This is a genomic window from Shewanella abyssi, assembly GCF_023284025.1.
GTDB lineage: Bacteria > Pseudomonadota > Gammaproteobacteria > Enterobacterales > Shewanellaceae > Shewanella > Shewanella abyssi.
Genome location: NZ_JAKIKR010000029.1, coordinates 25,209 through 48,759, shown reverse-complemented (window position 1 = coordinate 48,759; position 23,551 = coordinate 25,209). Strand labels below are relative to the sequence as shown.

The window sequence follows — 23,551 nt, the reverse complement described above, 5'->3', positions numbered from 1 at the left end:
GTTAGATGTTCTGTTGATGTGCGCACTGTTTGCTCTTTCAAGTCGGGTCTGCAGATATTGTTGCTTAAATTGTTAAGGATAAGCTTGATTTATTCACCTGCTCAAGGTTTAATTGCGCCCCCAAAAAACACCGCATAATAATAGTCGCTATAAGTGTGATTTTCGCGGTGTTTAACGAGGTTACAATCGACAAAAACGTAGGGAAGAATTTAATCCCCACGTTTTACATGCTATGTTTATCAGCTAACAACGTAAGCTTTAAGTGTACGAAAGGCGATAAGAACAGCAGTCCTGAATAGACATTTTGTCATTGGTTTTTAGCCAATGACGCTAAGTGATAAGATGGTTAAATGGAGCTATAGGCTTTATTTAGCGTTACATAGGTTAAATAGGCAGGTTAGGAAAATATGAGCAATTGGTCTATTGATGATGCACGTGCAAGTTACAACGTAAACTACTGGAGCCAAGGGCTCTATGGTATTAGTGATGACGGAGAAGTAACAGTCTCTCCAGATCCTAGCAGACCTGATTGTAAAATTGGCTTAAATGAACTTGCCAAAGATATGGTTAAAGCAGGCGTTGCTCTACCTGTTTTAGTCCGATTCCCACAGATCCTTCATCACAGAGTTAATAGTCTGTGCCAGGCCTTTAATCAAGCTATTCAAAAATATCAATACGAAGCTGATTACCTATTAGTCTACCCGATTAAAGTTAACCAACAGCAAACGGTTGTTGAAGAGATCCTAGCCAGTCAAGTTGAAAAAGAAGTACCGCAACTAGGACTAGAAGCGGGTAGTAAGCCTGAGTTGATGGCGGTGCTGGCAATGGCTCAAAAAGCCAGTTCGGTGATTATCTGCAATGGCTATAAAGATAAAGAATATATTCGCTTGGCGTTAATTGGCGAAAAGCTTGGGCACAAGGTTTACATCGTGCTTGAGAAAATGTCTGAGCTTAAAATGGTGTTAGAACAAGCTAAAGAGCTCGGGGTGACGCCGAGATTGGGCTTAAGAGTTCGTTTAGCATTCCAGGGCAAAGGTAAGTGGCAGGCGAGTGGAGGCGAGAAGTCAAAATTTGGTCTGTCAGCAGCGCAAGTACTCAAAGTCATCGATGAATTGAAAGATGAGAGCATGTTGGACTCATTAGAGTTATTGCATTTTCATCTCGGGTCTCAGATTGCCAATATTCGAGATATTCGCCAAGGCGTCAGTGAAGCGGGGCGTTTCTACTGTGAATTAATGAAGCTTGGCGCGAATGTAAAGTGCTTTGATGTCGGTGGTGGGCTCGCGGTTGACTACGATGGTACGCGTAGCCAGAGTGCTAACTCGATGAACTACGGTCTCACTGAGTATGCTAACAATATCGTTAGTGTGCTTAATGATATGTGTAAAGAGTATGAGCAACCGATGCCGAGGATTATCTCAGAGTCTGGTCGCTACTTAACAGCACATCATGCGGTGCTTATAACGGATGTTATTGGCACTGAGTCCTATCAGCCGGAGGCTATCTTACCCCCTACTGCTGATGCACCATTATTGCTGCAAAACATGTGGCAATCTTGGACTGAAGTCAGTGGTAAAGCGGATCAGAGAGCGTTAATTGAAATTTTCCATGACTGTCAAAGTGATCTAAGTGAAGCGCACTCTCTATTCGCATTAGGCCAGCTGAGCCTCGCAGACCGAGCCTGGGCTGAGCAAATTAATTTGCGTGTATGCCATGAATTGCAAGGCAGCATGAGCTCAAAATATCGTTTCCATCGGCCGGTGATTGACGAGTTAAACGAAAAGTTAGCCGATAAGTTTTTCGTTAATTTTTCATTGTTCCAGTCATTGCCTGATGCGTGGGGAATTGATCAAGTATTTCCGGTGTTACCACTATCAGGGTTAGATAAAGAGCCAGAGCGCCGTGCGGTCATGCTTGATATTACTTGTGATTCAGACGGTATTGTCGATCAATATGTTGATGGACAAGGCATTGAAACTACGCTGCCAGTACCCGCTTGGACCCAAGAAAGCCCGTACCTTATTGGTTTCTTTTTAGTCGGTGCATATCAAGAAATATTAGGTGATATGCATAATCTATTTGGCGATACTAATTCTGCAGTGGTTCGAGTTGATGAAAATGGCCGTACTAATATTGATTCAGTATTAGCCGGTGACACCGTCGCTGATGTGCTTAGATATGTAAACTTGGACGCGGTTTCCTTTATGAGAACTTATGAAGAGTTAGTTAATAAGCATATTGATGAAGAAGAGCGTTGTAATATTCTTGAAGAGCTGCAGTTAGGCTTAAAAGGGTATACTTACCTAGAAGATTTTTCATAGTTTAAGTGTTTGGTTGAGTATTGTTAGGCCAGTGGTGAGTGTACTCAGCACTGGTCTTATTTTTTACCCATAGAAGAGTCACTAGATGTTTTTTGAAGGTTCAGAAAAGAAAATTGAGCTCAGAGTTAAACGTGGATCTCGTTCACTACGAAGCTATGGGCGTGCATTTTGGGATCGCGGTCTTGCATTCGCGGGGGCAGACATTCTTTCTGTCATGTCAAACGACGACTGTGATGCCTATATCTTAAGTGAATCGAGCCTTTTTGTTTGGGAAAACAAGTTATTACTCATTACATGCGGTAACACCAACCTGGTTGAAGCTGGCCTTTTTTTGATTGATGAAATGGGTGTCGATGACATCTCATCCTTTAACTATCAGAGGAAGAGCGAGTTTTTGTCTCATCTTCAATCAACACACTTTGAAGATGACGCCAAGCAATTACAATCTAGGCTAAACGGCAGTGCATACCGTGTCGGTCATTTAGATGGCCATCACCATTATCTTTTTTGTAGCGAAACGTCTGAAAAACTTTGCAGTAGCACTAGCTTATTGATGTACCACATAAAAGGTGATGTAGCTGATTACTTGCGTCAAGCAAATCAAACAAAGTCAATGATATTGAGCAAGCTTAATTTGCACAGGTTATTACCTGACTTTATTTTTGATGATCATCTTTTCGACCCTTGTGGCTACTCGGTAAACGGGCTAAATGGTGAGCAGTTCTTAACCATACATATTACACCGCAAGCACAGAGTGCTTACGTGAGCATTGAAACGAACTTGAACTTTCAACAATATTCGTTCAAAATATTCACCGCTATGTTGAATATTTTTAACCCCATTAGCTGGGATGTGATTGGCGTTAACCAAGACATTACGGCGAGAGACTTTTCTGCTGATATTGAAGTTGCGAGCTGTGATCTCCAGCTCAACACGACGAATAACATTAATTATAAGCATTATATTCAAGCTGTTAGCGAAAAGCTAACCGCTCAGATATTGTGAATCTAGACCTTTACGGAGCCTTTATGACCACGATTGCAGACAAACCTGATTATTCGCTTTACTCAAATGCGTTTGGCTACTTAAGATTACCGTTAGACTTTAAGCCATTGGAGAGCGATGCAGATGTTGTGGTGTTAGGTTTGCCGTTTGATATGGCAACCACAGGACGTTCAGGCGGCCGCATGGGACCGGGTGCAATCCGTCAAGCCTCCGTTAACTTAGCGTGGGAAGAGTCGCGCTGGCCATGGCAGTTTAAACTAAGCGATCACATCAAAGTGGTTGATGCCGGTGATCTCGTCTACGACTGCGGTGACTCTGCTGACTTTACTACGCGAGTCGAAGATTTTGCCACGGCAATTGTTGAGTCTGGTAAAGCGCTATTAAGTTTCGGTGGTGATCATTTCGTTACCTTACCGCTATTACGTGCTCACTATAAAAAACATGGCAAAATGGCATTAGTCCATTTCGATGCGCATACGGACACCTACAGTCAAGGCAGTAAGTATGACCACGGTACGATGTTTTATCACGCACCGAAAGAGGGCCTTATTGCTGCAGAACACTCTATTCAAGTGGGTATTAGAACGGAGTATGATCAGTCAAACCATCTCTTCGAAGTGATTGATGCGGGAGCCGCTAACGATCAAAGTGCAGAACAAATTGTCGCACAGATCCGCGAAAGAGTCGGCGATATGCCGATGTACGTTACATTCGATATCGATTGTTTAGATCCTGCATTTGCGCCTGGCACTGGCACACCGGTATGCGGTGGGCTAACGAGCGATAAAGCGATGAAGATCATTCGTGGCTTGAATGGGATGAATATCGTCGGCATGGATGTTGTTGAAGTGGCGCCAGCGTATGATAGCGCTGAAATCACCGCATTAGCCGCTGCAACGCTGGGTCTGGAATTATTGCATGTTTGGGCTGATTCTAACGGCAAAGTTAAGTAAGCTATTGAGACAGGTATTTACATGAATATCAGCAGTACCTCTTTTAGCACGCAATATGAAAGGATTGATAGATGTCAGAGCTAAGTGATATCCGCCGTGAATATTCTCTTGGAGATATGCACAGCGAGAATGTTCCTGATGATCCGATGGAACTTTTTACGTCTTGGCTAGAAGTGGTCAAGGATTCAGAGATAAAAGATCCAACGGCGATGTCAGTCGCCACTGTCGATGAAAGCGGCCAGCCATTTCAGCGGATTGTATTGCTTAAAAGGTTTGGTAATGATGGTTTTGTGTTTTTTACCAATCTTGAGAGCCGTAAAGCGCAGCACATTGCTCATAACTCGCAGGTCAGTTTGCTATTTCCTTGGCACACGTTAGAAAAACAGGTGGCGATAACGGGGATAGCCGAGCCATTATCAAAGACGGAAGTCTTGAAATACTTCATGTCACGGCCAAAAGACAGCCAAATAGCGGCCTGGGTTTCCAAGCAATCTAGCCCTATTTCTGCAAGGAAGGTACTGGAATCAAAGTTCGCAGAGATGAAGGCCAAGTTTGCCAAGGGCGACGTACCTCTGCCAAAGTTTTGGGGCGGCTACATCGTTAAGCCAACCAGCATTGAATTTTGGCAGGGCGGTGAGAACAGGCTGCATGATCGATTTATCTATGTAAAGTCATCAAACGACCAATGGCAGCGAGATAGGCTCGCTCCGTAGCTGTATGTGAATAGAAATGCCACTTTATTAAGTGGCATTTTTGCTATTTAAGTAGGTAAAAACTCCCTGTGTACTAAAATAATCACATACTTTGAAAATAGAATGTACTGCGTGATGTAAGTGGCTGTGCTAAATTAGCAGTTGCTACGATTCAGCGTATTGATATCTATGACTATCTTATCTAAAGGGAGCTACTATGAAGAACGTCATTATTGGATTACTACTCATTCCGTTATCGTTTGTCACGTCAGCAGCAAGCTGGAAAGTGACCAATGATGGATCAAACGTCAATTTCATTTCGGTTAAAAAGGGTGATATTGCCGAAATTCACCACTTTAAAACCATAGTCGGGACGCTTAATGACAAGGGCGAATTTGAGTTGAGCGTTGCTCTTGCGAGTGTTGATACCAGTATCGAGATCAGAGATGAACGCATGGGGTCGCTGTTGTTTGAAGTTGATAAGTACCCCAAGCTGACATTAACGGCCAAAGTGGATCCTAAGTTGCTCAGCAGTATCAATGTAGGTGAAGTGAAAGTCGCCACCATTGAAGGGGTTGTGGATTTACACGGCATTAAAGTGAGTCTGCCCTTTACGGTGAGTATCGCGAAGCTGTCAGATACCAATCTATTAGTGGCGAGTGTTATGCCTGTGATTGTAAACTCAGACAGTTTTGAATTAACCGAAGGTATTGAAAAGTTACGCGAGATCGCAGGTTTGTCGGCAATTAGTAAAGCGGTACCAGTATCCTTTATTTTGAACCTTAAGAAATAGCGTTAGTCGATATCATTTCACTTTAAACTCAGATAAGATTCTTATCCAAAAGATTTTCGCGGCTCCTTTTGAGCCGCTTTATCATTGATGCATTTTGTATATTTCGGATGGGATATGGTTACCGATAAAGACGGGTATATGCACCTTGTTCAATATTTGACTGAACATTTGGGCATATTTGAAAACTCGCAACAACAATCTGCCGCAGAAGATACTGTCATGGAGTTGTTTGAAGAACAACTTGCTGCACAAATTATCATGGTTTGCGGCCAAAACCCCTCTTTGACATTTGCTCAGCGAAACATAGTGATTAGAGAAGTTGACTCGATTGTGTATGATCTAGAAGAGATCCTTGCAAGAGTCGCGACTCACAAGGCCACTGCTGAACAAACACTCTTTATTACTGAGTTTTCATGCTTGATCAAGAATTTGTTTGACCAAGAGATTGCTAAACTCATGGCTGCTTAGTGGCCATTGATTTTATATTTAGTTACAGAATTCTCTTTATTTATCCTTGTTGCTGGTTTCAATAAGGCCTAATGTTCAGTTATGGATATAGGGAATTCAATACTAGAAAATTTAAAGCGCTCTATTAATGGACAACATTTAATAGTTTATTTTTGCTTGCTTATTTTTTGGTTTTTTCTGCGGCTGTTTAGCCAGAACGCACTTGACTTAGGCTGGGGCTTTTTCCCGCTGGTTATCTCTCTCCCTTTTGTGCCGTTTATCCTGGTCTGGCTAGGGGTGCAACTTTATCGAAACGTTAAGCTCTATAAAGAGAGTTATCATAAGCGATGGTATATATGCCATTGCACCTGTTCAGCGACTTTATTCGCTTTATTTGTTCTCCATTTTTTATAACCGCTTGTTTTATATCCCTTGTTCAACTTAACGTCCAATGGCAATGTTTGTTGCTATGATAACGTCATACAAGCAATAAATTGACTTAATTATATTTAGGAATTGCAATGCTAAAAAAAATAGGATGGTGCCTGTTGACCTTGATGACGTCATTATCTGTACAGGCCAATGATAAAGCGGTTATTGGCTCTACAGCAAAGATGTTTGTAGCACATGCTGATTTACCCTATATCGCGCGTATAGACACTGGGGCTGTAAATACCTCTCTACATGCAGTTGATCTTAAAGTCGAAGGTGGAAGTGCTAAAGAGATGAAAGACAACATCGGTAAAATGTTGGCTTTCACTACAGAAAACGCCGCAGGCGAGTCTAAACGCATAAAAGCTAAGATTGTTAAAACATCGACGGTGAGTAACTCCCAAGGTTCTGAAACGCGTTATATGGTTGATCTGGATGTTGGCTTTAAAGGCAAAGAACGAACAGTAAGAGTCAATTTACGCGACCGTAGTCATATGGATTATAAATTGCTCATTGGTCGAAACTGGCTCAAAGGACGTTATGTGGTGGATGTTTCAGACAAAAAGTATATCGGCCCGACGGCCCCCATCAGTATCGTTGAAACCACTATGATATTTAAAACGCGTATTGATACAGGCGCAGTGGAGAACTCCCTACATGCCATCGATTTTAAGATTGAAAATGAACAGACTGACATGAATAAAAATGTTGGCAAGGTGATTCATTTTACCACCGAGAACGAAAAAGGTGAGTCTAAGGTTGTAAAATCTCGTATCGTAGAAACCTCACTTATTCGTAATGCTCAAGGTAGCGAAATTCGCTACATGGTTGAACTGAACATTGGTGAGTTAGGTGAAGAGTATAAAGTAAAAGTCAATCTGCGAGACAGAAGTAAAATGAGCTACAAGCTACTCATTGGCCGAAATTGGCTGCAAGGCCACTATATTGTGGATGTTTCAATGTAGTTCGATTGACGTTCTTTTAACGATAAAAAAGCACTCAGATGAGTGCTTTTTTATATCAGTGATAAAGAGCAACTAATTTGTGTTTTATATTGAGCTTCTGCCTGCAAGCTTCTTATTTGTACTTTACCGCTAAACTCACTTTGCAACCACACCGATAAGGTCGTGATAGTACCGTGAATTTCGTTTTCAGCCATTTGCTGCAGTAATGGATCCAACTGGTTCGGGGTAAACCCTTTACCATTATCATAGAGGGTGATGACAAGCTCATTTTTTTGCTTCACCAAAATTAGTTTAATGCTTTTGTCAGTTTGATAAGGTTCAAACGCATCGGTCAAGGTATTATTAATGAGTCTATAAAAAAGTATTAGAAAGTGCCAGTGGATCCCATCGACGATAAGCCGGTCATCACTGTGGATCTCTATGTCGATGTTAGAGTCGACAAACTTAGGCTTTAGCAGCGCAACGGTATGCTCTAATAGTTGCACTAAATCAATGGGTTTAGCACCATAGTCTTGTGCCGATAGTAAATATTCTAAGTGTCTTAAACGTTCTGTTTGCTCTGTGAGTTCTACCCCAAAGTCTGCAGCATTAAGCGTACCATTCGATAAGCGATATGCGTTGGCCGCAAGCTCATCTTGTTGTCTGAATATTGGCCTAACAAGATTGGCGACTAGGGTCGGGTAGAGTGCTTGATTATCTAACTTAACCTTTTCGTAGTTAACCTCTTTATTTGACTGTATGCGCACTTGTGCCGTTTCATGTTGTAGTCGTTTATTGGTCTGTTCTAATTTTTCAATGAAACGGATATTGTTGGACTTTTCTTGCCTGAGGATCTCAAACTTGGCTTTATTCTTAAGCTCCAAATTCTTGGTCTCACTAATATCAAATGCGATGGTTCCTACTGAGGTAACCTCATGCTGATGATTCAGAATTGGGAACTTTGTGACCAAGTAAGTGTGCAGAGTACCTTCACTGGGGAAGGTCTGCTCATAACTGAGTTCTTGTTTTTGCGTTATCACCACCTTGTCGTTATCGCTATTTATCTTGGCGACATCTCTCGGCAAAATTAAATGGTCTCTTACACCAATAATATCATCTCGCTTTAGCGCAACGGTACGGCAGAATTGATCGTTTACCAGCGTTAGTTCACCCGCTATATTCTTAATAAATATTAAGTTGTGTGCAGAATTCAATATCAAATTGAGATGCTCTTTGCTCTCTTTTAGCTCGGCCTGTGCAAGTTGTTGCACTTCTAGCTGCTTTTCTAAAGCAAGGTTGGTGGCATCTAAGCTGGCCAGTGCTATCTCTAACTGATGTGTTCGGGAACTGAAAGCTTTAGCGAGCATGCCAATCTCGTCTTTCCGATTGTTGCTTTCAAGCTCAATTAATGCCGGATTACTGTTGTTTAGGGCATTGACCATTCGAGTAATAGGGTTAATAAAGAGCCTATTTTGCAAAATAAATAACAACATGAGCGCAACAATTTGGATACCAACCAAGTAAAGACCTACGGAGCTGGCCATTGACTTTGCGCTGCTTTCTATGGCTGTTAAAGGTGTTACTAGGACAATTTTCCAATAGGTACCAGGCATTAGAAAAACGGTGGCAATAACGGGCTCTTGCAGTTGTGGATCATTGTCGAGCTCTATGCTGGCTATTAATTGAACACTTCGTAGTTTGTTTTTTGCATTTTGGTTGATCAAGGCGGTTAGTTTGGCACGTTCGTGAACCGGGATATTAGCAGTAACATTTTTAAGCTGCTCTGTGGTGTAGGCCTTATCTGTATTTGCCTGAATAATAAATTTAGCATCAATTTCATCTAATTGGTTTTGCAGTGGTTTGAATGACTGATGTTGCTTGGTGAAACTTGCAAAGGGTTGAAATAAACGTTTTAGCTCACTCTCTGCAGTAACATCTGCATCTATGGTGGGGAATGAGAGCAACCTATTTTGCTGATCTAGCGCAAATACATAACCACGTTGCCCAGATAGCGCCGTTCTGAAAAAATCATCAAGGCTCGACAGGGCAATATCAACGGTAGCAACACCAATAAATTCGTGATGGGACCATATAGGCACTGAGGCCGTAATCATGGGGTCTTGTGTAAAAGGGTCTATATAGGATTTGGACCAATAAGTGGTATCTGCAGGGTAATATTTTGCTGGAATATACCAGTTTTCTTTATAGTAATCAGGGTTGTCGTCTTGGTTGTAATCATCAATCTTAAGCAATTCCCCGCCTTTGTTACGAGCCCAAAAGTGGCTGTCTTTACGCTTTTCTTTGTTAAATGCTTTGGGTTCAGGCCAAACTCCACCGCCGAGAATAACCTCTTCTTGGCCTAACTGATCGAGTAATGCAGGGATACTTTCGTCTAAAAGCGTAGGGGTGTGCTGATAAAGCTCACCAAGTGCACTGATTGAGACAGCCAAATTTTCAATTCGATTTGTTTTTTGCTGTAACGTCGCGGTAATCGCCTTACCGACATTAATATTCAATGTTTGCTGGTTATCAATAAGTCGATTAATTTCAATAGACTTAAGAAACCAAACACTGGCTAAGATGATTATTGCAGCCATACCAAGCTGGATGAGCATGAACTTCATCGGTAAACTTTTACGCCAGTCCGTCAATTTAGGGGGGCGGTTCTTACGATTATGCATGCTAAAGTTACGCTCAAATAGTGAGTTACTTCCTTAACAAGCATCCATACTGTTTAAGGATAAAATTGGAACTGTAAGTCAAGTATACAATCCTTGTTAAGTTAATGTAAGCAATGACAGTTTGGATTGTAACAATTGGGATGGTGACATAAAAAAGGGTAGCACTAAAGCACTACCCTTTTTTAATGTTAACAGAAGAAACTATATTTTTAATCCTATCAACAATGTATCAAGTTGTTCCGCTGTTGCGTGCAGTTCATCGCAACCCGAAACGGACTGATTAGCGGATTGCTCAACATCATGGGATTGATTGCGGATCTCCATTAAGTTGGTTGCAATTTCATTGGCAACGGCTGATTGTTCATCGGCCGATGTTGCAATCAATACGCTCATTTCGTAGACCTTAGCACTGTGATGCGCAATGCGTTGTAGATCTTCACCTGTATCTATAACATGTTTCTTGCCTTCTTCTGCCTTTTCGACCGTCCGGCTCATCACATGTTTTAAGTTTCTTGAACCCGCTTGCAACGCCTCGATCATCGATTTTATCTCAACCGTTGCCGCTTGAGTACGTCCTGCAAGTGTTCTCACTTCATCAGCGACAACGGCAAAACCTCGACCTTGTTCGCCCGCTCTTGCTGCTTCTATCGCAGCATTTAATGCGAGTAGGTTAGTTTGCTCTGATATGGCATTAATCGTGGTCACCACTTCATCAATTTTTGCCGCATTCTCATTAAGGTTATTAACGGCATCAGATGCTTGTGCAATTTCATTACTGAGCCCACCAATAGCATCCACAGTCACTGCGATGTCTCTAGAACCGGCATCAACCTGATTATTAGCCTCTTGTGTCTCTATCGACGATTGCTCTGCATTACGGGCGACCTCTTTTACCGCTGCGGTCATCTCTTCCATTGCGGTGGCGAGCGAATCTAGATGCTGCCTTTGGTTCATCGCCAGTGATTGGCCCTCTTGGGCAGTATCTCTAAAGGCTTGCACGACATTACGGATCTGCGTGTTGGCATTGGTCATTTGAGTAACAAGTTTATGCTGCCTTTCAACCAAGGTGTCAATGCTGATAGCCAAGATACTAAATTCGTCTTTGACTTCAAAAAAGTTTAATCGACCTGTTAGGTCACCATCTGCGGCTTTCTTTAATGCCATTACGTTGGTGAACAGTGCGCCACCAACAAAGGTAGATATGTAGTAACCAGTGACCCAAATTATCAAGATAAGTCCGATAAGCGTACCGTAGACAAAATACTCATTGGTGCTTTCTTGATTGACTGCAACATTCGATACGGTGATCAAACCGTTTTGACTGCTACGACTTATACTTTCGATACGGTTGCCTTGTACTTGGGACTCGCCACCCTGATGTGCTGACGTTTTGACATCACGGCTAGCTTTTTCCTCATCATAGAGGCTGATGTCACCGCTTAAAGCATTTAAAAACTGCTGTTTGTTTTCATCAGCAACTAATTGATAGGCTGTATCCAGCGCATCACTCATCTGTTGATTATATTGCTTAGCTTGCGTGAGTTGAGCTTGTTGCAGGTTTTCTTCGAAATGATTGGTTAATACCAGCGTGAGACCTATTAAAGTGAAAATAGGAATAACTGCCATAACTGTAAATTTTGATTTTAACGTCATATGGATAAGGTATTTATCGACCCAGCGAAACTTAACTTCTTTCATATTTTTCTCTCAACCCTAGAACTGCGACCATATTATTCATCGGCAAAAATAGGAATACCTTAAGTAATTAGTAGCATTTTTTATTTGTTTGTATTTTTTTTGTTCGCCTACTTAACTAAGTGCTTGAAACCGCTATATAGCTTGGCTTGGTTGCTGATAACGAACAGCGAGATAGTACATTTGAAGCAGCATAATAACCACCATATATGTAACGACAGGAACACAAATTTTACAACGAGGGCTTAGGGGAGTGGTTTGCACTTGAGCAAGGACTAAGCAAAATAAACAGTTAGCCTATAAAAAGGTGCAATTAACCCTAGTCAAATGGACTTTGCTCACGTAAAATTTGTGTCTTTTTCTATTTTCACTTAGAAAATATGTAAGCCCGAAGACTCGTAGGTTTGTCCTACATGCACTGGAAGAGATGATGTCACAGTTAACAGAGATCGTAGAACAGGCCTTAGCCGCCATCAAAGACGCTACAGATTTAAAAGCGCTTGATGACCTCCGTGTCGATTACCTTGGTAAGAAAGGTAAAATTACCGACATGATGAAGATGATGGGGAAACTACCCCCTGAAGAGAAACCGGCCTTTGGTCAAGCTGTGAACCAAGCTAAAAAAGCGGTTCAGCAGCAACTGTCTACTCGCATCGATGGATTGAAAGCGGCAGAACTTGAAGCGCAGTTGAAAGCAGAAAGTATTGACGTGAGCCTACCCGGACGTCGTATCGAAAACGGTGGACTGCACCCGGTTACACGTACTATCGAACGTATTGAGAGCTTCTTCGGTGAACTTGGCTTTACAGTGAAAGATGGTCCAGAAATCGAAGATGATTTTCATAACTTCGATGCATTGAACATTTCAGAGCATCATCCTGCTCGTGCCGAACACGATACTTTCTATTTCAACCCGAAAGTGATGTTGCGTACCCAAACTTCGGGTGTGCAAATTCGTACTATGGAGCATGAGAAGCCCCCTCTACGTATTATCTCTCCTGGGCGTGTTTATCGTAACGATTACGATCAAACTCATACGCCAATGTTCCACCAAGTCGAAGGCTTGTTGGTTGCTGAGAATGTTAACTTCGCAGAACTTAAGGGAATCTTGCATGATTTCTTGCGTAATTTCTTTGAAGAAGACTTAGAAGTGCGTTTCCGCCCATCTTACTTCCCCTTCACAGAGCCGTCAGCAGAAGTCGATGTTATGGGGAAAAACGGCAAGTGGTTAGAGGTGCTTGGTTGCGGCATGGTACATCCAAATGTACTGCGTAGCGTGGGTATTGACCCAGAGAAGTACTCTGGATTTGCCTTCGGTATGGGTGTTGAGCGTTTATCTATGTTGCGTTACGGCGTAAACGATTTACGTTCTTTCTTTGAAAATGATCTTCGCTTCCTCAAGCAATTTAAATAAACGGAGCTGTATAGCATGAAATTTAGCGAATCTTGGCTTCGTGAATGGGTTAACCCAAGCGTTAATCGTGAAGAGTTAGCGCACCAAATTACCATGGCGGGTCTTGAGGTTGACGGTATTGATACTGTCGCTGCAGACTTTAGCGGTGTGGTGGTTGGTGAAGTTGTAGAGTGTGGCCAGCATCCTGATGCCGACAAACTACAAGTCACCAAAATTAATGTCGGTACTGATGAGCTTATCGACATCGTTTGTGGCGCACCAAACTGTCGTTTAGGCCTTAAAGTTGCAGTGGCAATGGTGGGCGCAGTTTTGCCTGGTGATTTTGAAATCAAAAAGGCAGAACTACGTGGCCAACCTTCTTTCGGTATGCTTTGTTCATACGGTGAGATCGGTATCGACATCGAAAGTGACGGTATTATTGAGTTACCCGTCGATGCACCAATAGGTAAAGATCTGCGTGAATACTTGGATCTTGATGATGCCATTATTGATGTCGATTTAACCGCTAACCGCGCTGACTGTTTAGGAATGGCGGGTCTGGCTCGTGAAGTGGGTGTATTAAACCGTCAAGCGGTGACAGAGCCTAGTTGGGAAGCTGTTACGGCAACCATTACTGATGAAGTCAGTATTACCATTGAAGCAGAGCAAGAGTGCGGACGTTATTTAGGTCGTGTCATCAAAAACGTCGACGTTAAAGCGGCAACTCCTCTTTGGATGCAGGAAAAGCTACGTCGTAGTGGCATCCGTTCAATCGACCCCATTGTTGATATCACTAACTATGTGTTGATTGAATTTGGCCAACCAATGCATGCATTTGATCATGCTAAGTTGGAAGGTGGTATTCAGGTTCGCAAACCTAATGGCGAAGAGAAGCTGACACTGCTTGATGGTAATGAGATCTCGATCCCTGAAGGTATGTTGATTATTGCCGACCAAGCTAAACCGCTAGCACTTGCGGGTGTATTTGGTGGCCAATACTCAGGAGTGACGACAGACACTAGCGACATTATGCTTGAGTGTGCGTTTTTTGCGCCTTTAGCTATTTTGGGTAAAGCCCGTAAAATTGGTTTGCACACAGATGCTTCACACCGTTTTGAACGTGGTGTTGACCCAGAACTGCAACATAAAGTGATGGATCGTGCCAGTCGTCTAGTGCTTGATATCTGTGGCGGCGAAGCCGGTCCTGTCGTTGAAGCTAAATCAGAGGCTAACTTACCTAAGCCAGCGCAAATCCTATTGCGCCGCAGTAAACTAGATCGTATTTTAGGTCACCATATCGAAGATAATGATGTCACCGAAATTCTTGAGCGTTTAGGCTTTGCCGTTGACGTAAGCGAAGGGCAGTGGAGCGTTACGACAGCAACTTATCGTTTTGATATGGCAATTGAAGAAGATTTAATTGAAGAAGTTGCTCGCATTTACGGCTACAACAATATTCCTAATATTGCGCCAATTGCACAGCTGAGCATGTCTGATCACAATGAATCAGATATCAGTCTTAAACGTGTTCGTAGCATGTTGGTTGCACGTGGGTTCCAAGAAGCAGTGACTTATAGCTTTGTTGACCCTAAAATGCAGAACTTACTTCACCCAGGTGCAGAGGCGATGATTTTACCGAATCCTATTTCGGTCGAAATGTCAGCCATGCGTCTATCTATGTTTACCGGTCTGCTATCTGCAGTCGGTTATAACCAAAGCCGTCAGCAAAACCGGGTGAGAATGTTTGAAACTGGCCTGCGTTTTGTGCCTAATGAAACTGCAGACTCGGGTGTTTCACAGCAACCCATGCTTGCCGCTGTCATTACGGGTAATCAGAACGATGAACACTGGTCAATGGAGTCAAATACTGTTGATTTCTTCGATCTAAAGGGCGACTTAGAAGCTGTCATCGGATTAACGGTAGCGGACAGCGAATTTAGCTTTAGATCAGCATCGCATCCAGCGCTTCATCCGGGGCAATGTGCTGAAATATTGAGAAATGATCGTGTTATTGGTATCATAGGTACGGTTCATCCGACCCTTGAAAAGCCATTTGCTCTAAACGGCAAAACAATTATTTTCGAGCTCGAATTAGACGCGTTATTACATGCCAATTTACCGCTAGCCCAGACTGTATCTAAGTTTCCAGCTAACCGTCGTGACATTGCCATCGTTGTCGATGACTCTGTTGCAGCCGAAGATGTTGTAAAATTGATAAGAAAAGTTGGCGAAAATCAGTTGGTTGGCATAAACTTGTTCGACGTATACCAAGGTAAAGGTGTGGTGGAAGGCAAAAAGAGCCTTGCAATCGCACTCTTATTACAAGACAACACTCGTACACTTGAAGAGAAAGAGATCGCAGAGATGGTAGATGTGGTGGTTTCTTCTTTGAAAGCCGAGTTCAACGCATCGTTGAGGGACTAAAAGTATGGCACTTACCAAAGCCGAAATGGCAGAACATCTTTTTGAAACGCTAGGTATCAATAAGAGAGTAGCAAAAGAGATGGTTGAGACGTTTTTCGAAGAAGTTCGTCAAGCGCTTGAAAGTGGTGAGCAGGTCAAGCTATCTGGCTTTGGCAATTTCGACCTGAGAGATAAGAATCAAAGACCGGGAAGGAACCCAAAGACGGGAGAAGATATCCCTATTTCAGCCCGCCGTGTTGTGACGTTCCGTCCAGGACAGAAGCTGAAAAGTCGCGTCGAAGAAGCTAACGCAAAGAAGTAATTGCACTAGCATCGTGATGAAGAGGCCACTCAATTGAGTGGCTTTTTCTGTTATTCATTTGCTAACGAGGTTGTGCGTTTGTCTAGAAAACCAAAATATTTTGACCGTCGCTTCAGGTTATCTTTGTTGCATCCTAAGTATTGGCTGACTTGGATAGCGATATTAGTGTTAGTGCTTTTTGGTCTTATGCCTGCGTGGTTAAGAGATCCTATTGCGCGTCAGCTGTCAAAACTGGTATTGAAAATCGCGGTAAAACCGCTTGCGGTCGCTAGAGCTAATTTAACGACGTGTTTTCCTGATAAATCAGTTGCTGAAATAGACGCATTAATTCGAGATAATGTCGAAAATTTTGTGATGATTTTGCTCGCTCAAGCAGAGCTATTAGTTCGATCTCGTCAAAATATTCGTAACAGGGTAAACCTTGTCGGCTTTGAGCATGTAGAGCAAGTAAGAGATGCTGGGCAACCGGTGATTTTTATCATGCCCCATGTTTGGGGGATTGAGTACGCGGGACTGCGGCTCAACCTTGAATTACCTATGGTGTCGATGGCAAAAGCTCACAAGAATGACCTATTTAATTGGTTTAATAATCGTATGCGCAGTTCGCAAGGTGCCAACATCTATATGCGGGAGGCGGGTATTAGAGCACTGCTCACGGAACTTAAGCGCAACAACAGCTTTTTTTACCTCCCCGATGAAGATCTCGGAGCGGATAAAAGCATCTTTGCTCCTTTTTTAGGCACAACTAAAGCAACATTGCCCGTAGTAGGACGTTTAGCCCAGGCTGGAAACGCCCAAGTGATGCCAATCAAGATTGGTTATGACCAAGCTAAGCGTCAATTCGATCTAACGGTGATGCCGGCAATAGCCCCTGAAACTATGCAGGGCAAAGAGAACGAAGCTATTGCGCTGAATAAAGCAGTAGAGCAAGTCATATTAGCTTACCCTGAACAGTATATGTGGTTTCTAAAAGTGTTAAAAACACGTCCTGAGGGCGAAGAGTCTATATATAAAAAGAAGCCGCGTAAGTAATCGTTGCGCTAATTAGCCTCGTTTTAAAACGCCATTAAAAAGCCGCAATATGAAATTGCGGCTTTTTGCTTAACGGCTAATGCAGTAGCACTTACACGATAAGTTGATACTCATTGCGTAGGGTATCGATGATCTCTTGTTTTGGATCTTCACTGATGTGAAGTTTCTTACCCGTCACCTTTTCCGCAATAGCAACGTAAGTGTTGGAGATATCCATCATCACTGACTGTGGCAGCTTGTTGTCCGTTGCAAGCGCTAAACGCTCTTGCATGCGGTTTTTATTGAGTAAGATATCCGCATCTGAGAAGTGGTTAAGCAACCACTGTCTAAAGCCTTCTTTCGATTGCTCAATGATCTTCCCGTCACGATGAGAACTACCGTCCCAAATGCGTGAACTATCAGGGGTGCCGACTTCATCCATATAGATGAGTTTTTCATTGCCTGCGGCGTCATTGACATAACCAAACTCAAATTTGGTATCAACAAAGATCTGATCGTGCTCTGCTAATGCCTCGCTTATCACGTCAAAGCCTTCTGAGAGCAACTTTTCATAAAGATCGATGTCTTGAGTGTTACTGAACTCAAAGCCCTTGTAATGGCGTTCTATGTCGCTCCGCGACACGTTGACGTCATCAGCTTCCGGTACACCTTCAAGACCAGTAAGAACCCCTTTGGTTGAGGGGGTAATTAAGATCTCTGGTAGTTTTTGATCTTTTACTAAACCTTCAGGCAGGGTAATACCGCAAAACTCACGTTCACCTTTACTATAAGCACGCCACATAGAGCCGGTAATGTATTGGCGGGCAATCGCTTCTATCATCACTGGGCGGGCTTTTTGTACGATCCATACCAGTGGATGAGGAATATCAAGGATATGGCTATCAGCCAGACCTTTATCTTTAAATAGCTTAAACCAGTGATTTGAAATTGCGTTTAGTGCCATTCCTTTTCCAGGAACACCGTTTAAACCGTTCTCACCTTGCCAGACGCAATCAAAAGCGGATATACGATCACTGATAACCATTATTGCTAATGGAGCGTCAGCGGGAACGTCATAGCCTTTATCTTTGATTAAACGAGCGCTATCTTCTGCTGTTAACCAGTAAACACTGCGAACTTTACCTGAATGGACTGGTTTGTCGGTACGGATGGGAAGGTTGTCATTTACGACTAAAACTTTATCTGCAAGATTCATAGGGCACACTTTTATTATTAAGAAGCTTAATTTTAGTGGCGCAGATTGTATCAGAACTTAGATTTGGCAACACTATGACAAGCACGGTTTTATCATCTTCGAAAACAGTGTTCTTAATAAAAGAAAATCAGCTCGCTATCACTATCGATAACGATTAATGATTTGTGCTATCTCACCGTTAGCTTTCATCGATAAAATCTGCAGATCAATCCAGTCGATTAGCGCCTGTGGAACGCCATCTCCGTAACTAAGATGAATATCGACAGGTGCAATAGCGTCTGCAATATCAGTGTAGGCAAATGTTGATGCATCTATCTGGTGCTGCTTAATGCTATACAAAACTCGGCTTTTCATCTCGATGAACAGATCCCCTCGACCGTTTTTAAGCGCTAGTAGTGCACTTTTATGACTATTCACCTCGAGCGTAGTCATCGCATTCTGCTCTAGAATTGGCACTAACCCTGGGTAATCAAACCCCTTTAATAAAATGACAGTTTTGTTGGCTAAATCAGTAAACTTTTTACCTGTACTATCACTCTCTTTAAGTGACAGCATAATATGCTCAGCGCTGAATAATGCTTGCTTTGAAAGACGCTTATTTTGCGTGCGTTCTCCATCCACTGCACGCCATTTAGGCGAACCATAACTTATCCAATTAGGGTAGGTGTGCTGTTTTATCTCATATAGGTAGCGCTTAAATGGCATAACTTGGTTATCAATTTCGAGTGCTTTTCTTTGGGCGAGAAGATTAACAATATCGCTGATGATCCCTGACTGAACCTGTTCGGTAACCCTGTTTATTTGATAGGGTTCAGCTTGTGCTGCGATGATGAGGTAGGTGAGTTTTTCAGCGCTAGCAGACAGGCTTAAGAGAGAGCATAAAAGTGCAGCAGTTAAGGCAAGTGAGTTGATAAAACGGCTCATAACGAATACCTAATAAGAGTTGACTTACGAGTGAGGAGTATATCGACTATTGTCACGGATGTAACTGTTACTAATAGTATTATTCACAAATTCCATTTGATTGTCTTAGTTTGGGGAATATGAGTGAGAATATGGAAAGGTTAGCTATACCGTTAAAGATATAGTTAACCTTGAGGTTGATTATGCTTTTTTAGCGGCATTGTGTCGCTGCAATAAATTAGCCGTGATGTCTTCAAGTGATAGCGACTGATCTTCCAATAACACCAGCAAGTGATAGATTAGATCTGAGGCTTCATCAATCAACTCTGGCTTATCATTAGTGGCAGCAGCCAAGGCTGTTTCAAGCCCCTCTTCACCGACTTTTTGCGCTATACGCTTAGTACCTCGGTCAAACAGGTAGGCGGTATAACTTGATTTTGGGTCTTGCCCTTTTCGGGAAGCAATCAAGGTACTGAGGTTATCGATAAAGCTGTGAGCTTTGCCATCTTTCCAGCAGCTTTCAGTGCCCTTGTGGCAAGTAGGGCCATTGGGGACCACCTGCACTAATAGACTGTCGTTATCGCAATCCATATCGATAGCGACCAAATCTAGCGTGTTGCCAGAGGTTTCACCCTTGGTCCATAGTCTTTGTTTACTGCGGCTAAAGAAAGTCACTTGGCCTGTAGACAAGGTTTTATCAAGCGCAGCTTGGTCCATATAACCCAACATAAGCACTTTGCCGCTTAAGTGGTTTTGCACGATAGCGGGGATTAAACCGTCTGTTTTTGCCCAGTCTAATTGACTCAATAATTCACGGTCGTCTGCTGTTGATTGGTAAAGCGATGTCATATTGCATCCTTAATTCGTGTCATTTTATAAATAACTATTCATAAAAGGCGATTCATAAAAGGCGATTTATAAAAGCCTATTAATAAGCGACTACTTTAAGAGCCAGCTTATGTAAATCAGTTGATTAAAATCAGTGGCTTGAGTCAGTCTAAATACGTACTGCAATCTTGTTATCACGCAAGTAGTGCTTTAATTCTTGGATATCAATAATGCCTTTGTGAAATACGCTGGCTGCTAATGCAGCGTCAACTTTGGCTAAGGTAAATACGTCTTTAAAGTGAGCCATAGTACCTGCACCGCCAGAGGCGATTAAAGGGACATCACACAAGGAACGTACCATAGACAGTTGCTCAATATCGTAGCCTTGGCGCACACCATCTTGGTTCATCACATTAAGCACGATTTCGCCGCAACCGCGTTTCTGTACCTCTTCTACCCAATCAGGGGTGTACCACTGGGTATCTTTGGTCGCAGACTCGTCCCCAGTAAACTGTTTCACTTTATAGCTATCGCTGATGTGGTCGTAAAAGGAGTCAATGCCGATGACGATACATTGGCGGCCAAACTCATCTTGCAGCCTTTCAATCAGACTAGGATCGCTAAGGGCGGGTGAGTTCACCGATATTTTATCGGCGCCAAAAGCCAGTTTTTCACGGGCTTGCTCGATTGTTTTAATGCCACCGGCAACACAAAAAGGAATATCAATACGTTCGGCAACACGGCTAACCCAAGATTTATCGATAACGCGATCATGGGCACTGGCAGTAATATCATAAAACACCAACTCATCGGCGCCTTCTGCAGCGTAACGAGCGGCAAGGGGCACGATATCACCGACAATTTCATGATTGCGAAACTGCACTCCTTTAACCACCTTGCCCTCTTTTACATCCAAGCAAGGGACTATGCGTTTGGCCAGCATTGTATCGCCTCCTCAACCGTAAATTGTTTAATAAGCAGTGCCTTACCTATGATGATGCCAGTGGCGCCGCTGTTTTTTACCGCGGTGATATCGTCAAGTGTTGCAATGCCGCCTGATGCTTGCCAATTAATATCTGGATAAGTCGCGCTTATCTCCTGATAAAGCGCATTGTTGGCCCCTTTCAATGTACCGTCGCGACTAATATCGGTCACTAACGCATGCTTGAGATCTACGGTCTCAAACTCTGCCACTAAGGACTCAAGGGTTTTGCCCCCGCCGGATTGCCAGCCCGATACCGCAACTATCTTTTCGCCTTGCTCATTGATATTCACATCGAGTGCTAAACAGATGGCATCACTGCCATATTTTAAAAACCAGCTTTTAACTAATTCCGGTTCTTTTACTGCTAAAGAGCCAATCACGACTCGACTAACGCCAATTTCTAACAGTTCACTGACTTGAGATTCTGTACGGATCCCGCCGCCCACTTGAATGGGAGTATCTAAACCTTGCACTAAGCTCGCTATTAACTGGGTTTGACGCTTCATCGGATCTTTAGCGCCGGTTAAGTCAACAATGTGCAGCAAGTTGGCGCCTTGCTCTTGATAAGATTGCAGCTGTGCTAAAGGGCTTAAGTCAAATGTAGTCTGTTGATTATAATCGCCTTGATAGAGTCGAACCACTTTGCCTTCTATCAGATCAATTGCAGGTATTATCATGATTGTGCCTTTTGCTGTTTTGAATTGCTGTTTTGTTGACTAAAAGTTGATTGGGACATGGCCAAAAAGTTCTTCAGCATCTTCGCGCCGACAGTGGCACTTTTCTCAGGGTGGAACTGCAGGCCAATAAAATTATCTTTGGCGATGGCTGCGCTAAAAGCTTCGCCATGCTTAGCCGTCGCGATGGTGTACTCGCTTATTGGCGCGCGATAGCTGTGGACAAAGTACACATAGGCGCCAGTGTCGATACCATCAAATATCGGGTGTGCAGCAGGCGTTATCTGGTTCCATCCCATGTGTGGCAGCGGCAGCCCTTTACTGTCTAACTGTTCAATACTGGTTGGAATAATCCCTAAACATTCGCAATCAACGGCAGTTGCGCCACGCTCCTTTGATATTTGAGTCAGCAGCTGCATGCCCAAACACACCCCTAAAACAGGTTGCGTTAAAGACTGAATCACTTCGACTAACTGTTTATTATGCAATGAGGCCATTGCGGCACCAGCGGTACCGACACCGGGTAATACCACGCGAGTTGCCGCCTTAATCGCTGTGATATCATCTGTTACGATTAAGTTCTGACGCTCGCCTTCTGATAATAACAAGCGCTCAAAAGCGTAGCGCACAGAGCTCAAATTCGCGCAGCCAGTATCAATAATCACTGTCGTGCCTGTGATAGCTTCGACATTTTGACAGGGAGATTCTAGCTTACTCATAGCACTCCTTTACTCGATGGCAGCGCATCACCTTCAACAGCAACGGCTTGACGTAACGTGCGGCCAAGCACTTTAAACAGACTCTCTACCTTGTGGTGATCATTGTTGCCTAAGGTGGTGAGGTGTAGGGTGCAGCGCAGGCCATCGGCAAAGGATCGGAAGAAGTGCGGCACCATTTCCGTCGCCATGGCACCGACCATCTCACGTTCAAACTCTGCTGAGAACTTGATAAAGGGACGACCTGATAAGTCCAGCAAACACTCTGCACTGGCTTCATCCATGGGGATGGATTGTTCAAATGCATTGCCAAATCGCGCAATACCCCGTTTATCGCCCAATGCTTGACGCAATGCATCACCAATCGCCAGTGCGGTATCTTCAACACTGTGGTGATCATCAATCTCCAGATCGCCATCGACGTTAACGTCCATCTTAAAGTTACCGTGGGTCGAAATTTGCTCCAGCATATGGTCGAAAAATCCGATCCCGGTATCGATACTGCCTTTTACGCCAGAGTCCAAATCGATAGTCACCGTGATATCGGTCTCTTTGGTGGTGCGTACTACCGTTGCAATGCGGTTTTTGCTCAATAGTTTATCGGCAATATCGTCCCAATTAAGGCTTTGTGGGTTGTACTGTAAGCCTGCAATTCCCATAGATTCTGCAAGGCCCATATCGGTTTCTCGATCGCCAATAACGGCAGACTGGGTAAAATCGACACGGCCAGCGGTTAAGTAGCCTTTGACTAGCCCAAGCTTTGGCTTGCGGCAGCTGCAGTTCTCATCATTGAAATGTGGGCAGATCAGTACCTCGTCAAACTTAACGCCTTGGCTGCTGAGGATTTGCATCATCATATCTTGCGGTGCATCAAAATCCTCTTTAGGGAAAGAGGGAGTACCAAGACCATCTTGGTTACTGACCATAACCAGACGGTAACCCGCTTTTTGAAGCTTTAGTAATGCAGGAATAACGTTTGGCTCAAATACCAACTTTGCCAAGCTATCGACCTGTTTGTCGGTGATTGGCTCTTCGATAATGGTGCCGTCTCGGTCGATAAAGAGAATTTTCTGTTTCATAGCGATAATACCTTTCAGATTTCTTTTAGATTGCACTTGGATTGAGCTGTTTACCCG

At 43.2% G+C, this 23,551-nt stretch carries 20 protein-coding genes; 11 read left to right on the top strand and 9 right to left on the bottom strand.

Features of this window, described 5'->3' with window-relative positions:
- The first annotated feature begins 407 nt into the window (after nucleotides 1-407).
- The 7 genes from speA to L2755_RS13350 all read left to right on the top strand — a co-directional run bounded on the left by speA (nucleotide 408) and on the right by L2755_RS13350 (nucleotide 7,609).
- Complete coding sequence (speA, locus tag L2755_RS13380) at nucleotides 408-2,321, top strand: biosynthetic arginine decarboxylase (RefSeq protein WP_248981195.1); 1,914 nt, start codon at nucleotides 408-410, stop codon at nucleotides 2,319-2,321.
- A gap of 85 nt (nucleotides 2,322-2,406) precedes the next feature.
- Nucleotides 2,407-3,327 carry an S-adenosylmethionine decarboxylase proenzyme gene (locus L2755_RS13375; protein ID WP_248981194.1) on the top strand — a complete coding sequence of 307 codons (921 nt, stop codon included), beginning with the start codon at nucleotides 2,407-2,409 and terminating at the stop codon, nucleotides 3,325-3,327.
- Between the two features lie 23 nt (nucleotides 3,328-3,350).
- Nucleotides 3,351-4,280, top strand: a complete 930-nt coding sequence (speB, locus tag L2755_RS13370; protein ID WP_248981193.1) for an agmatinase — start codon at nucleotides 3,351-3,353, stop codon at nucleotides 4,278-4,280.
- A 71-nt stretch (nucleotides 4,281-4,351) separates the two neighbouring features.
- The gene (gene pdxH, locus L2755_RS13365) at nucleotides 4,352-4,993 is read left to right on the top strand and encodes a pyridoxamine 5'-phosphate oxidase (protein WP_248981192.1); all 642 of its coding nucleotides are present in this window, start codon (nucleotides 4,352-4,354) and stop codon (nucleotides 4,991-4,993) included.
- Between the two features lie 196 nt (nucleotides 4,994-5,189).
- A complete protein-coding gene (locus L2755_RS13360) occupies nucleotides 5,190-5,765 on the top strand; it encodes a YceI family protein (RefSeq protein ID WP_248981191.1) in 576 nt (191 codons plus the stop codon).
- 114 nt (nucleotides 5,766-5,879) lie between these two features.
- A complete protein-coding gene (locus L2755_RS13355; RefSeq protein ID WP_248981190.1) occupies nucleotides 5,880-6,233 on the top strand; it encodes a DUF3802 family protein in 354 nt (117 codons plus the stop codon).
- Nucleotides 6,234-6,733: 500 nt separating this feature from the next.
- Nucleotides 6,734-7,609: a putative ATP-dependent zinc protease gene (locus L2755_RS13350; protein WP_248981189.1), complete on the top strand. Its 876-nt coding sequence runs from the start codon at nucleotides 6,734-6,736 to the stop codon at nucleotides 7,607-7,609.
- A gap of 50 nt (nucleotides 7,610-7,659) precedes the next feature.
- Here the strand turns inward: L2755_RS13350 and L2755_RS13345 are convergent, their stop codons facing one another.
- A complete protein-coding gene (locus tag L2755_RS13345; RefSeq protein WP_248981188.1) occupies nucleotides 7,660-10,212 on the bottom strand; it encodes a PDC sensor domain-containing protein in 2,553 nt (850 codons plus the stop codon).
- 258 nt (nucleotides 10,213-10,470) lie between these two features.
- Complete coding sequence (locus L2755_RS13340) at nucleotides 10,471-11,967, bottom strand: methyl-accepting chemotaxis protein (RefSeq protein WP_248981187.1); 1,497 nt, start codon at nucleotides 11,965-11,967, stop codon at nucleotides 10,471-10,473.
- 427 nt (nucleotides 11,968-12,394) lie between these two features.
- On the opposite strand from L2755_RS13340, the gene pheS reads away from it, so the two are divergent.
- The 4 genes from pheS (at nucleotide 12,395) to lpxM (ending at nucleotide 17,114) form a co-directional block, all read left to right on the top strand.
- Nucleotides 12,395-13,378 (top strand): phenylalanine--tRNA ligase subunit alpha, encoded by a 984-nt coding sequence (gene pheS / locus L2755_RS13335; protein ID WP_248981186.1) that lies wholly within the window; start codon nucleotides 12,395-12,397, stop codon nucleotides 13,376-13,378.
- A 15-nt stretch (nucleotides 13,379-13,393) separates the two neighbouring features.
- Nucleotides 13,394-15,781 carry a phenylalanine--tRNA ligase subunit beta gene (gene pheT, locus L2755_RS13330; RefSeq protein WP_248981185.1) on the top strand — a complete coding sequence of 796 codons (2,388 nt, stop codon included), beginning with the start codon at nucleotides 13,394-13,396 and terminating at the stop codon, nucleotides 15,779-15,781.
- Between the two features lie 4 nt (nucleotides 15,782-15,785).
- Entirely contained in the window at nucleotides 15,786-16,082 is a 297-nt protein-coding gene (gene ihfA / locus L2755_RS13325; protein ID WP_101091201.1) for an integration host factor subunit alpha, read from the top strand.
- A 78-nt stretch (nucleotides 16,083-16,160) separates the two neighbouring features.
- Entirely contained in the window at nucleotides 16,161-17,114 is a 954-nt protein-coding gene (gene lpxM / locus L2755_RS13320) for a lauroyl-Kdo(2)-lipid IV(A) myristoyltransferase (RefSeq protein ID WP_248981184.1), read from the top strand.
- Between the two features lie 91 nt (nucleotides 17,115-17,205).
- Here the strand turns inward: lpxM and L2755_RS13315 are convergent, their stop codons facing one another.
- The 7 genes from L2755_RS13315 to hisB form a co-directional block, all read right to left on the bottom strand.
- Nucleotides 17,206-18,309 carry a phosphoribosylaminoimidazolesuccinocarboxamide synthase gene (locus L2755_RS13315; RefSeq protein WP_248981183.1) on the bottom strand — a complete coding sequence of 368 codons (1,104 nt, stop codon included), beginning with the start codon at nucleotides 18,307-18,309 and terminating at the stop codon, nucleotides 17,206-17,208.
- A 141-nt stretch (nucleotides 18,310-18,450) separates the two neighbouring features.
- Nucleotides 18,451-19,233 (bottom strand): substrate-binding periplasmic protein, encoded by a 783-nt coding sequence (locus tag L2755_RS13310; RefSeq protein ID WP_248981182.1) that lies wholly within the window; start codon nucleotides 19,231-19,233, stop codon nucleotides 18,451-18,453.
- 180 nt (nucleotides 19,234-19,413) lie between these two features.
- Nucleotides 19,414-20,061 (bottom strand): bifunctional phosphoribosyl-AMP cyclohydrolase/phosphoribosyl-ATP diphosphatase HisIE, encoded by a 648-nt coding sequence (gene hisIE / locus L2755_RS13305; RefSeq protein ID WP_248981181.1) that lies wholly within the window; start codon nucleotides 20,059-20,061, stop codon nucleotides 19,414-19,416.
- Nucleotides 20,062-20,209: 148 nt separating this feature from the next.
- On the bottom strand, nucleotides 20,210-20,983 hold the full coding sequence (gene hisF, locus L2755_RS13300) for an imidazole glycerol phosphate synthase subunit HisF (protein WP_248981180.1): 774 nt from the start codon (nucleotides 20,981-20,983) through the stop codon (nucleotides 20,210-20,212).
- Nucleotides 20,965-21,702 (bottom strand): 1-(5-phosphoribosyl)-5-[(5-phosphoribosylamino)methylideneamino]imidazole-4-carboxamide isomerase, encoded by a 738-nt coding sequence (gene hisA, locus L2755_RS13295; RefSeq protein WP_248981179.1) that lies wholly within the window; start codon nucleotides 21,700-21,702, stop codon nucleotides 20,965-20,967. Before hisA ends, hisF begins: the two co-directional genes overlap by 19 nt.
- Entirely contained in the window at nucleotides 21,699-22,418 is a 720-nt protein-coding gene (gene hisH, locus L2755_RS13290) for an imidazole glycerol phosphate synthase subunit HisH (RefSeq protein WP_248981178.1), read from the bottom strand. The genes hisA and hisH overlap by 4 nt, the downstream gene beginning before the upstream one ends.
- Nucleotides 22,415-23,494, bottom strand: coding sequence for a bifunctional histidinol-phosphatase/imidazoleglycerol-phosphate dehydratase HisB (hisB, locus tag L2755_RS13285; protein ID WP_248981177.1), 1,080 nt, complete (start codon nucleotides 23,492-23,494; stop codon nucleotides 22,415-22,417). The genes hisH and hisB overlap by 4 nt, the downstream gene beginning before the upstream one ends.
- Nucleotides 23,495-23,551 lie beyond the last annotated feature (57 nt).

What these genes read in the sequence shown, in the direction of transcription:
- hisB (WP_248981177.1), bottom strand. Translation starts at nt 23,494, where the DNA reads ATGAAACAGAAAATTCTCTTTATCGACCGAGACGGCACCATTATCGAA.
- hisF (WP_248981180.1), bottom strand. Translation starts at nt 20,983, where the DNA reads ATGCTGGCCAAACGCATAGTCCCTTGCTTGGATGTAAAAGAGGGCAAG.
- hisIE (WP_248981181.1), bottom strand. Translation starts at nt 20,061, where the DNA reads ATGACATCGCTTTACCAATCAACAGCAGACGACCGTGAATTATTGAGT.
- ihfA (WP_101091201.1), top strand. Translation starts at nt 15,786, where the DNA reads ATGGCACTTACCAAAGCCGAAATGGCAGAACATCTTTTTGAAACGCTA.
- speA (WP_248981195.1), top strand. Translation starts at nt 408, where the DNA reads ATGAGCAATTGGTCTATTGATGATGCACGTGCAAGTTACAACGTAAAC.
- L2755_RS13310 (WP_248981182.1), bottom strand. Translation starts at nt 19,233, where the DNA reads ATGAGCCGTTTTATCAACTCACTTGCCTTAACTGCTGCACTTTTATGC.
- hisA (WP_248981179.1), bottom strand. Translation starts at nt 21,702, where the DNA reads ATGATAATACCTGCAATTGATCTGATAGAAGGCAAAGTGGTTCGACTC.
- speB (WP_248981193.1), top strand. Translation starts at nt 3,351, where the DNA reads ATGACCACGATTGCAGACAAACCTGATTATTCGCTTTACTCAAATGCG.
- L2755_RS13345 (WP_248981188.1), bottom strand. Translation starts at nt 10,212, where the DNA reads ATGAAGTTCATGCTCATCCAGCTTGGTATGGCTGCAATAATCATCTTA.
- L2755_RS13340 (WP_248981187.1), bottom strand. Translation starts at nt 11,967, where the DNA reads ATGAAAGAAGTTAAGTTTCGCTGGGTCGATAAATACCTTATCCATATG.
- L2755_RS13350 (WP_248981189.1), top strand. Translation starts at nt 6,734, where the DNA reads ATGCTAAAAAAAATAGGATGGTGCCTGTTGACCTTGATGACGTCATTA.
- L2755_RS13355 (WP_248981190.1), top strand. Translation starts at nt 5,880, where the DNA reads ATGGTTACCGATAAAGACGGGTATATGCACCTTGTTCAATATTTGACT.
- pheT (WP_248981185.1), top strand. Translation starts at nt 13,394, where the DNA reads ATGAAATTTAGCGAATCTTGGCTTCGTGAATGGGTTAACCCAAGCGTT.
- hisH (WP_248981178.1), bottom strand. Translation starts at nt 22,418, where the DNA reads ATGAGTAAGCTAGAATCTCCCTGTCAAAATGTCGAAGCTATCACAGGC.
- L2755_RS13360 (WP_248981191.1), top strand. Translation starts at nt 5,190, where the DNA reads ATGAAGAACGTCATTATTGGATTACTACTCATTCCGTTATCGTTTGTC.
- L2755_RS13315 (WP_248981183.1), bottom strand. Translation starts at nt 18,309, where the DNA reads ATGAATCTTGCAGATAAAGTTTTAGTCGTAAATGACAACCTTCCCATC.
- pdxH (WP_248981192.1), top strand. Translation starts at nt 4,352, where the DNA reads ATGTCAGAGCTAAGTGATATCCGCCGTGAATATTCTCTTGGAGATATG.
- pheS (WP_248981186.1), top strand. Translation starts at nt 12,395, where the DNA reads ATGTCACAGTTAACAGAGATCGTAGAACAGGCCTTAGCCGCCATCAAA.
- L2755_RS13375 (WP_248981194.1), top strand. Translation starts at nt 2,407, where the DNA reads ATGTTTTTTGAAGGTTCAGAAAAGAAAATTGAGCTCAGAGTTAAACGT.